The organism is Peribacillus saganii, assembly GCF_003429095.1.
GTDB classification, from domain to species: Bacteria; Bacillota; Bacilli; order Bacillales; family DSM-1321; genus Peribacillus; species Peribacillus saganii.
In genome coordinates this window covers 74,310-86,550 of record NZ_QVTE01000001.1, presented here as the reverse complement: position 1 = coordinate 86,550, position 12,241 = coordinate 74,310, and the positions used below count along the sequence as shown (strand labels likewise).

Sequence of the window (12,241 nt, the reverse complement as noted above, 5' to 3'; positions counted from 1 at the left end):
TAATTATTATACAAAAGGTGAAGAAGGGTTTCAATTTAATTAGACAATAAATCTTTCAGCTCTTCTTCGGAAAGATCGGCAAATACGCTGGGAGACTTAAAGGCTTCTACCGTCGCAAAATTCATATATTCTCCGGCCTGTATGGACATGATGCTGCTGACAATGGAGTGCAAATGAATATCCTCTTGCGGCCGTTTCCACTTCTTTTTGACCAAAAAATTCCAGATTTCTTCATCTGTTACTGTCTTAAGGCCCAATATGGCAAATTCCTCACGCTTACTTTTTAGGGCAGGCTTGACCAAAGCCAGGTATTCGTCATAAGGATGGTTTTTGATCATGCGTTATTCCCCGCAATCCGTATTATTTTGAAGATACCTTGTCATGCTTTGTCCACTTTGGCGCATATAGATAATTGTATAGCATTACAGCTTTTTTGAGAAGGCGGGAATTCCTATGTCAAAGTTCATAAAGGGAACGATTATCCTTTTGGCCGCAAGCCTGATAACACGCGTTCTCGGTTTTATTAACCGTATCGTGATAGCCCGTTTTATCGGGGAAGAGGGCGTTGGGTTATATATGATGGTATTGCCGACACTGTTCCTGGTTGTTGCGATTACGCAGATGGGGCTTCCTGTTGCCATTTCTAAATTTGTAGCTGAAGCAGATGCCAAAGGCGACGTTAAGAAAGTAAAAAAAATACTGGTGGTATCTCTTAGCTGTACGATTACTTTATCGTTCCTTTTCACTCCTGCATTGATTGGTCTGGCTCCAACACTGTCACAAACGCTTTTTACTGATCCAAGGACTGTCTGGCCATTGATGGCAATTGCCCCGATAATACCGATTATTGCTGTTTCCTCTGTACTGAGAGGCTATTTCCAGGGAAGGCAGAACATGAAGCCATCCGCCATTTCCCAAATTATTGAGCAGGGAGTCCGGATTACCCTTATTGCCGTAATGACAGGGGCTTTCCTTCCCTATGGAATTGAGTATGCGGCAGCCGCTGCCATGGCTGCGTCCGTAATCGGCGAACTGGCATCTCTTATTTATCTATTAACAACGTTCAAGCTTAAGAAGCGCTTTAGGCTGAGAAAGGGATTCATTGGTGGAGTTAAGGAGGGAAGGAGTACCTTAAAGGAGCTAATGAGCGTAGCTCTGCCGACAACCGGTAACAGAATGATCGGAAATGTTGCTTGGTTTTTTGAACCTATCGTTATTTCACAAGGCCTTTTAATCGCAGGGGTTTCCACAACTATGATAACAAAGCAATATGGTGAATTGACCGGATATGCAATTCCATTGTTGCTGATTCCATCGTTTGTAACATTTTCTTTATCCACGTCCCTGATTCCGGCAATCAGTGAAGCAAATTCTACTGGAAATTACAAGTTAATGGAATTCAGGCTCCAGCAATCTTTGAAGATCACCTTCATTACAGGCTGTTTTTCGGTTGTGAGCCTATATGTTCTTGCAGAGCCTATCATGCAGGTTTTATACGGTTCATCTCATGCAGCGGTATTTATAAAAGTGCTGGCACCTTTTTTCTTGTTTTATTATTATCAGTTCCCATTGCAATCCGTTCTCCAGGCACTAAATAAGGCCAATGCAGCGATGATCAACAGCCTTGTTGGCAATGTCATCAAGCTTTTCTTCATGTTTTTGCTATGCTCTAAACCGAGCTTTGGCATTATGGGAGCAGCATTGGGCACAGCCATCGGGATTGTGCTGGTTACCTTTTTGCACTTTTTTTCAATTATGAAAATTCTTCCTTTTACACTGCACATACGCCATTATCTTTACACACTTTTATGTGCGGGCTCATCGGCTTGGATCGGGAAACTGCTTTTCTCAAAAATGGCTGAAGTCCAGTCTGAACTTGTTAGTGTTTTGCTGTCCCTTTTGGCTATGGGGCTATGCTTTTTCTTCTTACTTACATTAATTGGAATTGTGCGCCGTGAAGAGCTGCGAAGAATCCCTTACATTGGCCGCTTTCTATCGATACTTGCCCTTCGTTGATACGGGCATGTTTTAGTCTATGGCGTCAATAAATAATCTGCCATTCTCCATGCTGCAAAATGAAATGGAATCGAAATCATCAAAGCCTCGTTTTTTTAACTCAGCCTTTAGCCAGGTAATATCTCTTCCCAGGCCAGCGAGGTTTTGTGTTTGCAGCTTTCCATCCAGAATCAGCGGCAATGCTATATTTTTTTCTCCTTCGTCCTTTTTAATTACGGAGAGCTTTCCACTGGGTTCCAGTATCGCAAACTCAACATCAGAAAGATGAATGATCCCTTTTTCACGCAGCTGCACAAGCAAATCGTCAAAATTATAGCGCTGCTGCTTCATCACTTTTTCATCGATTTTTCCATGATTAATTATCAGCGACGGTTTACCATCTACCATTTCCCTAAACTTCTGGCTTTTTATTGAGAGCATTGCCATTCCAACCTGTATAACCAGCAGCACAAACATAGGCAGCAGTGCTTCGCTAATATTTCTGCTGCGGTCCTCAATGGCCACAACTGCCATTTCAGCAATCATGACAAACACAACAAGATCCAGTATGCTTACTTCGCCTATTTCTCGTTTGCCCATGAGCCTGAAAATCAGCAAGATAATAAAATACATAAAAATTGTTCTAAGTACCATCATGAAATATTCTTCCACTTTAAGCCCCCCATTTTTCAGGCACGTATACGGTTATCATAACCTTTCCTCTAATAAAATATTTGTTTGGAATTGCTGCTGTTCAGGAGAAAAAAGATTGTCTTGTATTCTAAATCTTCATGGTTGCGAATATGCTTGTACAAATAGTAATGACACATAGCAGAGGGGAGAGAATAACCATCGAAACAAAAAAATTGGGGACCGCCGTAGTATATGGAGTCTTATCGATTTTTATTTTTGGAGCAGCAACGAGTCTGATCTTTTCACTTTTCCTTCGATTCTCATCCATGGATGAATCGTCTTTAACGTATGTAATTATGGCTGCCTCATTTATCTCCCTATTTATCGGGGGATTTATCTCTGGGGGAAAAGGAAAAAGGCAGGGCTGGGTTCTTGGAGGAGGAACTGGGCTTCTATACACATTGATAATTTTACTTTTCCATTATCTTGGTCATGACGCACTTTTCACAATGAAACAATGGATTTCGTCCATCTGCTTAATTTTAACATCCATGATGGGCGGCATTCTCGGAGTAAATCTGAAGTCCGGATCACGGACGAACTAAATTATTAATTCGTTATTTTCTAAAATCTTGACAGCTCTAAATAAAAGACGGCCATCAGCAATGCTGACAGCCGTCTTTTTACTTATATTGTCTTCTCAGGTGCGCTCTCCAATACTTCACGGACCGCTGCTTTGTCGTATGTAAGACGGCTTCCATCTCCGCATTTGATAACAATCTTGTTATCATCAACAGAATCGATAAACCCATGGAGCCCGCCGATTGTAACAATCTTGTCCCCTTTTTTTAACCCGGTTTGCATTGTCTGAACAGCTCGCTGGCGCTTTTGGTTCGGACGGATCAGCAAAAAGTAAAACAGGACAAACATAATAATTAATGGTGCGATGGATGTTAAGGTTTCCATTCAATTCACTCCTTTCAATTTTAAAATTAAAAGTTCTTTGCATCCGGTTTATTGAAACCATACTGTTCAAAAAACTCTTCTCTAAAGTCTCCCAGCCGATCTTCTCGGATCGCCTGTCTGACCTGCTCCATTAAGTTTACCAAAAAATGAAGGTTATGGTAAGTCGTAAGTCTAATTCCTAGAGTTTCTTCAGCCCGGATTAAGTGGCGGATATACGCCCGGCTGTAATTCTGGCAAACATGGCAGCTGCAATTTTCATCAAGTGGCCCGAAGTCCCTTGCGTATTTTGCATTTTTCACTACCAATCTCCCATTGCTTGTCATCAATGTTCCATTTCTCGCAATCCGTGTCGGCAGCACACAGTCAAACATATCAATTCCACGCATGGCTCCATCAATCAGCGAATCAGGTGAACCTACCCCCATTAAATAGCGAGGCTTATTTGCCGGAAGCAATGGTGCCGTGAACTCGAGGACACGATTCATTACATCCTTGGGTTCCCCAACAGACAAACCTCCGACTGCGTATCCAGGAAAATCGAGCGAAACTAAATCCCTGGCACTTTGTCTGCGCAGATCCTCATATTCGCCTCCCTGAACGATACCAAACAATCCTTGGTCATTCGGGCGCTTATGGCCTTCTATACAGCGTTCCGCCCATCTTGACGTCCGCTCCACTGATTTTTTCATATATTCATGTGTTGCAGGGAATGGCGGGCATTCATCAAAGGCCATCATAATGTCTGAACCGAGAGCATTCTGGATTTCCATTGCTTTTTCAGGAGATAAAAACAATTTATCCCCATTCAGGTGATTCCTGAAATGGACACCTTCCTCTTCAATTTTCCGGAATTCACTCAAAGAGAAAACCTGGAAACCACCTGAATCAGTTAAAATAGATCCGTTCCAATTCATAAATTTATGGAGTCCGCCCGCTTCTTTAATGATTTCATGGCCCGGTCTCAGCCATAGGTGGTACGTATTGCTCAGAATAATCCCTGCCCCAATTGACACCAATTCTTCTGGAGACATGGTTTTAACAGTGGCGAGCGTTCCTACTGGCATAAACACAGGTGTCTCAAAAGACCCATGGGGTGTATGCACCCTACCTAGCCGGGCTCCTGTTTGTTTACAAGTTTTAATCAGTTCATAACGGATAGCAGTCACGTTATAACTCCCTTCTTCCACAACCCCTCAAATGAACGGGATCATAGCTTTCAAATCTTTTTGGTGATGAAACTCACCTGTTCTTTATTAAATAATCAGCATTGCATCGCCAAAGCTGAAAAAACGGTATCTTTCTTTTACAGCTTCTTCATAGGCTGCCAGAACATGTTCCCTTCCTGCAAGGGCGCTGATAAGCATAATTAACGTTGATTTCGGTAAATGAAAATTGGTTATCATGCCGTCAATCCCCTTAAACTCGTAGCCAGGATAAATAAAAATATTCGTCCAGCCATTCGCTTCTTTAAAAATCCCATCATTTGCTGCAGCAATGGTTTCCAGCGTCCTCGTTGAGGTGGTTCCAACAGTGATAATCCTTCCTCCCTGTTCTTTTACCTCATTGAGCAATTTTGCCGTACCTTCAGTCATCTGGTAAAATTCAGCATGCATTTCGTGCTCATCAATCTCATCCACACTTACCGGCCGGAAGGTTCCAAGGCCAACATGAAGTGTAATAAAAGCGATATGGACTCCTTTTTCGCGGATCTCGGCTAAAAGCTCCTCAGTAAAATGGAGCCCCGCTGTCGGAGCCGCTGCCGAACCCCTTTCCCTGGCGTAAACAGTCTGATAGCGGTCGCGGTCCTCAAGCTGCTCTTTAATATAAGGAGGGAGCGGCATTTGCCCAAGCTCATCCAGCACCTCATAAAAAATGCCATCATAATCAAAATGAAGAATCCGGCCTCCATGTTCCTGTTCTTCCAAACATGTCGCAACCAGCTTTCCGTCTCCAAAGATGATCTTGGAGCCTTTCTTTATCCGCTTGGCTGGTTTAACAAGAGTTTCCCATGTATCCTCTTCTTCTTGCTTTAAAAGCAAAACCTCAATCTTAGCGCCAGTATCTTCCTTGCTTCCAAATAACCTGGCCGGAAGGACCTTGGTATCATTTAAAACCAGGCAATCACCCGGCTTTATGTATTCTGTAATGTTTTTAAAAATCTCGTGCTGAATGGTTCCTGCTTGTTTATCAAGCACCATCAGCCTGCTTTGTTCCCGCTCTGCTAGAGGAGTCTGCGCTATCAGCTCCTCAGGCAAATGGAAATCAAACATATCAACCTTCAAAATAGTTCACTTCCTGTCCTGCTATATTCGTTTTACCATTTATTTTATCAGATTTTATTCATTTCTTCTTAGCGGGCATTTCCATCTGAAAATGCTTGTACACTAGCTCTGTAGCAATCCGCCCTCGAGGAGTCCTCTGCAGAAAGCCAATTTGAAGCAAATACGGTTCATAAACATCCTCAATCGTATGAGATTCTTCACCGATAGTCGCTGCAATCGTATCAAGCCCAACCGGACCTCCACGAAACTTCTCAATAATACCCTTAAGTAATTTATGGTCAATATGGTCCAATCCTAAACGGTCGACCTGCATCAATTCAAGCGCATAGTCTGCGAGTTCCATCGTGATCCGGCCGTCCCCTTTCACCTGGGCAAAATCCCTGACCCTGCGCAGCAGCCGGTTCGCTATCCTCGGTGTCCCCCTGGACCTTCTCGCAATTTCGGCAGCCGCACTGCCAACCATCTCCGTATCCAGGATTTCCGCGGTACGGATGACAATCTGCTTCAGCTGTTCCTCGTTATAATATTCAAGCCTACTAAGAACCCCAAACCTGTCCCTAAGCGGAGCTGTGAGGGATCCAGCACGGGTAGTTGCACCTACCAAAGTGAACGGAGGCAGGTCGATTCGAAGCGACTTTGCCGAGGGACCCTTTCCTATTACGATATCCAGGCAGAAATCCTCCATCGCGGGATAAAGAACCTCTTCAACAGCGCGCGGCAGACGGTGTATTTCATCAATAAACAGCACATCTCCCGGCTCTAATCCGCTAAGGATGGCGGCGAGATCACCGGGACGTTCAATTGCCGGGCCTGATGTTGTCCGGATATTCACACCCATTTCATTTGCAATTATAGCGGCAAGGGTAGTTTTCCCCAGCCCGGGCGGCCCGTATAAAAGCACATGGTCAAGGGTTTCTTCCCTGAGCTTAGCCGCGGTAATGAACACCTTCAGATTATCCTTGACCTTTTCCTGGCCAATATATTGCTCCAGTTTCTGCGGCCTGAGGCTCTGTTCAAAGGACAGTTCACTCAGGTCTGCGTCCTGGTTGACAATTCTCTCCTCCATTGTGCCACTCCTATCTCAGCATCATTTGCAGTGCTTTCTTGATGTACTGTTCAGTTGTCAGCTGCTCGGAATCAAGCTTACTGGCAACCTTCTGCAGCTCCTTATCCGAATAGCCCAATGCTTGAAGAGCCTGGATAGCTTCATCCAGCTCATCAGAATGCGCCCCTGAGCTGGCAGGCTCGACTCCATCATTAAATAAGTTAGGAAAATAATCCGGTACAACATTTTCAAGCTTTCCTTTTAAATCTAAAATCATTTGTCTGGCTGTTTTTTTACCTACACCTGGGAACTTAACAAGGAATTTTTCATCTTCATTTTCGATAGCCTGAACCACCTGGCCGACTTGGCCCGATGCCAAAATGGCAAGTGCGCCCTTAGGACCAATCCCGGTTACATTTAGCAGCTTTGTATACAGCGCCTTTTCTTCCCTGGAATTAAATCCGTATAAGGCAGCAGTATCTTCGCGAACATAGTGATAAATAAAAATTTTCACCTCACTGCCCTGCGAAAAAATAAAAGGATTAGGCGTCATTATCTGATACCCGATCCCGACATTTTCGACAACTATATATTCCGGTCCTACATAATCAATAATCCCTTTAATAAAATCGTACACTTAGGTTCGCTCCCTGAATTTGCTGTAAACCATTTTACCATATAAAACCGCCGAAGGTGTGAAAAAGGTTTATTAAGTAAAAAAGCGCAGCCCCACCTATCAGCCCATGAGGAAATAGGAAAGGAAAAGAAACGAAAGGGGGTGTAGTCCGCAGTGAGCTATGCGCTTTGTATAATACTTTGTCGGATTTTCTTGCTAAGGAAGGAACAACAGCGCATGCGCCCTCGTTAGAGAAGATCGGCAATGGTCGCCACGTCCTCACAAAGCTGCCGGTTTGATTCGTGCAATGTATCGCTGCCGAAGCATTCCGTGTCCTGTCCGCAAGGGCATTATTTTCCCGGGGAAGTAAGCTGCATTATTCTTAGTATGTAAAAAAAGCTGCTGCGCGCTGGAGCTAGAGAACTATTTTTGTTATACATAACTCAGGAATTTTATAAAGCAGTGAAAAAACCTGCCATGATGAACATGAACAGGTTTCATTCTAGCTGCTTTTAGTGCACAATTCCCTTTTAAGTTTATTAAGGCGACCAGGTTTCGCGGGATGCTGAGTAATATTTAAAAGATTCAATTACCTGTTTAAATCTATGTTTATTTTCAATGCGAATTCCCTCTTTCAGTTCCTGGCGTTTGTAGCTTTCGAGCTTTCTGACATCTATTTGGAAAAAAGATTGGATAATGTTTGATTGATCCGGCTTCCCATTAAAAATTGATAATGTTCCATCATTTGAAAGGCCGAAATACCCATTCGCCTTCAACAATGGTGAAATATCATTCTCCTGCTTGCGGAAAATAATCCGTTTTTCGTTTTGGTCCACAAGCTGCCAGCCTTCATACTCAGCCCAAAAATCTTCCATGGCCTGAATCTTATTCATTACAATTTCTATACTAACTTCACCATCTACATAAACACGTTGCAATACTACCTTTCTTTCTAGCGGTCCTGTAATGGTGGGTGCCTCTTCCCTATTATCAGGCCCAGCTGCCGAAATGAACAGTGCCGCCTTATTGTTATCACGCGCCGCTCCTTCATCCATGCTGCTGGCAAAAATACTTAAAAATATCATTATGGAAAACATTATGACATAAACGCTGAAACGTTTTCTCATTTTATCACCTACCAAGGAAGTGGAACTTTGTTATGAATAGCTTCACCTACTCTTAGGAATTTTAACCAACTTATTAATGAGGATTTGTGAACATTTTAAAAAAGAGGGGAGTTTGAAGATTTTGAGCGCAGTCAATCTCGCTGAAGCTGTTTCTTTTTTAAAACATACCCCTTGGCAAACCGCAACGATTCGTGCAAGGGGCATCTTTTTGTATACTGTAATATTTCCATTAGTTTTTACTCAGAATCAAAATAATTGTGATTATTCCTGTGAAGTGAGGATGAATTCCATCTGCATCTATGTCCGCCAGAAAAAAAGCATCCCTTCGAAAAGTATGCATTCCGGCCCTGACATTGCCGTTTTGTGACATATCATTCCCCATCCGGGTAACTGCAGTGGCCGGAGTGTTTCCAAGAAGATTTGATGGTGCCGTATTTGCGGGACCAGCGGGCCTGCTATTTCAGAGATAATATTAATTGTTCCAGATGGCGGTTAAAATGCATCCGGTTAATAAACTGCTCTACAGTCATTTTCCATATTGCGTGAAGCTGTGGCTGCCTTGCTTCTTTCTGTTCTTTGGCCAGTCTGTTCCACTCTCTGAAAATATCCGCTGGAAATGCCAGTGCATATAAAAATGCAGGATTCCTTTTATAAGGGGCAAGTTCCGGGTACTCCCAAATCTCATCTGGTTTACTTACATAAGGAAGTATCCTATTTGCATATTGAAGATAATCAATGACCGGGGGTGCAATCGAGATTAAATCAAAATCAATTAAACAAAGCTCGCCTGTTATTTTTCTTAAGAAATTATGATTTGCTACATCCCCATGGATGATAGCCATTTTTTCATGCGTTAACCAGCTTATATTGCGGGTGAGTCCTTCCAGCGACCAATCAGCCCATTTCTGCCATTGTTCTAGAACATGATCAGATACATAGTTTCGGACCATAGGAAGATTATGCTGAAACCGGCGAAACCTTTCCGACCATTTCCCTGTCTGGTCAAACGAGGATAAGTCCAGGTGAAAATCATCGCTTATCCGGGAGGAGGCCACGTGAAACTGTCCCAGCAGCTGCAGCCCTTCCTGTCTTTCACTTTTCCCCAAGAAAATAAACGGATTTGGATGAGGCATCAAGTATTCTAAAAACGCATAATGAAGGCCTCCAACTTGCATAGGCGGCAGATCAACGTTTATTGAGTAAGTCTTGTCAAATCCGTTATTCTTCAGTAAGTTAATTAGCCTTGACTGGAGCAACAGCTTTTTTTCACTAGAAAAACCTTTTGCAATAAATTTCCGAAAGCCATTGGTTTCTATATAAAAAATATTGTTTCTTATTTTTGCAGCCTTTTGCAAAGAGAATCCTGAACCTTGTAAATGAGACAGGAGACAAGTGATAAACTCACTGTCTCCCGCTGTTTTAAAATTCACTGCTTTCATCTGCATAACCTGGCATATTAAATGGCTCTGAGTCCGCCTGGTCCTGGTTTTCGCGAGTTTGCATATTACCTGGCTGATAGGGGTTTTGACCATATGGCTGTATTTGACCTTGTATTTGACCTTGCATTTGACCTTGCGGCAAAAATGGAGGCGGCTGTTGACCGAACTGCCGATAAGAGCCTGTTGGCTGCTGCTGGTGTTGTCCGTACGGCATTTGTTGGCCATATGGCTGCTGCCCATATCCGAATTGCTGGCCGTATGGCTGCTGGGCATACGGGGGCTGCCCTGTTAACGGCTGCTGGCCGTATGGCTGCTGGCCGTATCCGAATTGCTGACCGTATTGCGGCTGCTGGCTATATGGTTGTAGCGGCTGATTAAAGAACGATTCAGGCTGTGATTCTTCAAATACCTGATCCACAGACTCTCCCTGAGCAAATATTGGTGATTCCATAAATTGACTCTGTTCAAAAGGCGAGGCATGGCTATATCCGGGTTGCTGGCCGAAATGCGGCGGCTGGGCATATGACGGCTGCTGTCCAAATTGTGGCTGGACAAATGGCTGCTGCCCGTAATGCGGCTGGCCATATGGTGAGTGACCGCCGTATTGCGGCTGGGAATATGGCGATTGCTGGAATTGCGGCTGGGCATGTGGCTTCTGCTGTGCCAAGGGTGCCTGGCCGAAGAATTTTGGTGGCCCATATGAGCTTGGCTGAACTAAGGATGGCTGTTGTTGACTAAGTGGAAATGACTGCTGCTGAATTGGCTTCTGGTGCGGCATAGATGGAAATCCTGGAAACGGAATTCCTCCCATTTGCTGCCCAAAAGGAAACTGGGCGGATGATGAGCTTGACGAACTTGATGAGCTTGATGAACTCTCACAGCCGCAATCGCTGCTTTCCAGCTGAACTGGCGCCATCGCCGATACTGGCTGCTGAAATGAAGGGGGAGCTGGGATAGACGGCATACCCTCCATCGCTCCACTTACTCCAAACTGGCCCATACCTTCACATGTTTCGGCAACTCCTTGATAAGTCGGCGATTGGTCGGGATAACAAAACTGTCCCGGCTCCGGCTGATGCCATGAAGAAGGTGATACTGCTTGCTGCGGTAAGTATCCTTGAGTATCTGGAACGCCTGCCTGCCATACTCCCTGTACTCCTTGTGTTCCAGGAGTATAAGGCAATGAAGACGATTCTTCAAATAAACCTGGGGCTTGCTGCATTGGAAGCTGCCCTGGCATATTTCCATGGAACATTTGCGGACTCATCATCCACGGCTGAAGCGGAGGGCAAAATCCAGTTCCCGGCATAATTGGTGTAATCGGAATGCACTCTTCTGCCATCGCTTGTTGTACTTGTTGAGCCGGTAGTACTTCCGGGCATTCCTCCATTTTCTTCTCCGGTTTCACTATAGGCTTCATCTGCGGCTGCTGAATAGGCTTTATTTCCGGTTTCTTCTCAGGCTTCTTCATGGGCTTTTGCACCTGCGTATTTACCTTTTGCATCATAAGGTAGTTATTCACATCAATGTCTGCAACAAAAGTTGGAGAAATTGTTGGCTTCTCTTTCATTTTTGGCATTACAGGAGCCGGCTGTTCTTTAATAATTGGTTTCTCTTTCATTTTAAGCTGCTCCTTCACAATCGGTTGTTCCTTAGGAGCCACCTGCATTTCCTTTTTAACAACAGGCGGGGTTTCCATTACCGGCTGGAGGAGCTGGGATGGCTTAAGCTGCTCTTCTTTCGGCGCTTCCTTCTTTGTTCCGTAATGAACAATAGCTCCCGGGACTTGAGTCTCTTTTTTTATATTTGAAGCTGTTCCAGGAATTTTCACTTTCATGCCGGGCATGATCATGTCCGGATTGCTGAGCTGGGAATTCAATTTTTTAAGTTCTTCATAATCTACGCCGTATTTTTTGGCGAGATTCCAAAGAGTATCCCCTTTTTGGACGATATGAATTTTCACGCTGTTTCCCTCCTGTGCATATGTCCTTATATCCTATGAAACTTTGGGCAAAGTGCTATCTCTTTTTCATCAAAAACTTATGCGGCAAAAATCGTTTTTATGTTTATCTTTTCAGAAATCCTTTTGTGCTGGGCGGTTATGGAGTTCTTTTAATCATTTTTAACTTGAAGAAAAA

12 protein-coding genes are annotated in these 12,241 nt (G+C 43.9%); 2 read left to right on the top strand and 10 right to left on the bottom strand.

What is annotated here, in order from left to right; genetic code table 11:
* Window positions 1-35: 35 nt before the first annotated feature.
* Window positions 36-338, bottom strand: coding sequence for a post-transcriptional regulator (locus tag D0469_RS00420; RefSeq protein ID WP_117324686.1), 303 nt, complete (start codon window positions 336-338; stop codon window positions 36-38).
* 115 nt (window positions 339-453) lie between these two features.
* On the opposite strand from D0469_RS00420, the gene spoVB reads away from it, so the two are divergent.
* Window positions 454-2,016 (top strand): stage V sporulation protein B, encoded by a 1,563-nt coding sequence (gene spoVB, locus D0469_RS00415; protein ID WP_117324685.1) that lies wholly within the window; start codon window positions 454-456, stop codon window positions 2,014-2,016.
* Window positions 2,017-2,028: 12 nt separating this feature from the next.
* On the opposite strand, the gene D0469_RS00410 is transcribed toward spoVB, so the two are convergent.
* The gene (locus D0469_RS00410; RefSeq protein WP_117324684.1) at window positions 2,029-2,667 is read right to left on the bottom strand and encodes a DUF421 domain-containing protein; all 639 of its coding nucleotides are present in this window, start codon (window positions 2,665-2,667) and stop codon (window positions 2,029-2,031) included.
* Between the two features lie 131 nt (window positions 2,668-2,798).
* On the opposite strand from D0469_RS00410, the gene D0469_RS00405 reads away from it, so the two are divergent.
* Window positions 2,799-3,233: a TIGR04086 family membrane protein gene (locus tag D0469_RS00405; RefSeq protein WP_233522900.1), complete on the top strand. Its 435-nt coding sequence runs from the start codon at window positions 2,799-2,801 to the stop codon at window positions 3,231-3,233.
* 82 nt (window positions 3,234-3,315) lie between these two features.
* On the opposite strand, the gene yajC is transcribed toward D0469_RS00405, so the two are convergent.
* The 8 genes from yajC to safA all read right to left on the bottom strand — a co-directional run bounded on the left by yajC (window position 3,316) and on the right by safA (window position 12,066).
* Complete coding sequence (gene yajC, locus D0469_RS00400; RefSeq protein ID WP_117324683.1) at window positions 3,316-3,594, bottom strand: preprotein translocase subunit YajC; 279 nt, start codon at window positions 3,592-3,594, stop codon at window positions 3,316-3,318.
* A gap of 26 nt (window positions 3,595-3,620) precedes the next feature.
* On the bottom strand, window positions 3,621-4,760 hold the full coding sequence (gene tgt / locus D0469_RS00395) for a tRNA guanosine(34) transglycosylase Tgt (RefSeq protein WP_117324682.1): 1,140 nt from the start codon (window positions 4,758-4,760) through the stop codon (window positions 3,621-3,623).
* An 87-nt stretch (window positions 4,761-4,847) separates the two neighbouring features.
* The gene (gene queA / locus D0469_RS00390; protein ID WP_117324681.1) at window positions 4,848-5,876 is read right to left on the bottom strand and encodes a tRNA preQ1(34) S-adenosylmethionine ribosyltransferase-isomerase QueA; all 1,029 of its coding nucleotides are present in this window, start codon (window positions 5,874-5,876) and stop codon (window positions 4,848-4,850) included.
* A 58-nt stretch (window positions 5,877-5,934) separates the two neighbouring features.
* Window positions 5,935-6,942 carry a Holliday junction branch migration DNA helicase RuvB gene (gene ruvB / locus D0469_RS00385; protein ID WP_117324680.1) on the bottom strand — a complete coding sequence of 336 codons (1,008 nt, stop codon included), beginning with the start codon at window positions 6,940-6,942 and terminating at the stop codon, window positions 5,935-5,937.
* A 10-nt stretch (window positions 6,943-6,952) separates the two neighbouring features.
* A complete protein-coding gene (gene ruvA / locus D0469_RS00380) occupies window positions 6,953-7,558 on the bottom strand; it encodes a Holliday junction branch migration protein RuvA (protein ID WP_117324679.1) in 606 nt (201 codons plus the stop codon).
* A gap of 518 nt (window positions 7,559-8,076) precedes the next feature.
* Window positions 8,077-8,664, bottom strand: coding sequence for an intercompartmental signaling factor BofC (locus D0469_RS00375; RefSeq protein ID WP_233522899.1), 588 nt, complete (start codon window positions 8,662-8,664; stop codon window positions 8,077-8,079).
* 455 nt (window positions 8,665-9,119) lie between these two features.
* Window positions 9,120-10,094, bottom strand: a complete 975-nt coding sequence (locus D0469_RS00365; protein WP_158553311.1) for a phosphotransferase — start codon at window positions 10,092-10,094, stop codon at window positions 9,120-9,122.
* Window positions 10,084-12,066: a SafA/ExsA family spore coat assembly protein gene (gene safA, locus D0469_RS21805; protein ID WP_117324676.1), complete on the bottom strand. Its 1,983-nt coding sequence runs from the start codon at window positions 12,064-12,066 to the stop codon at window positions 10,084-10,086. The genes D0469_RS00365 and safA overlap by 11 nt, the downstream gene beginning before the upstream one ends.
* Between the last annotated feature and the right edge of the window lie 175 nt (window positions 12,067-12,241).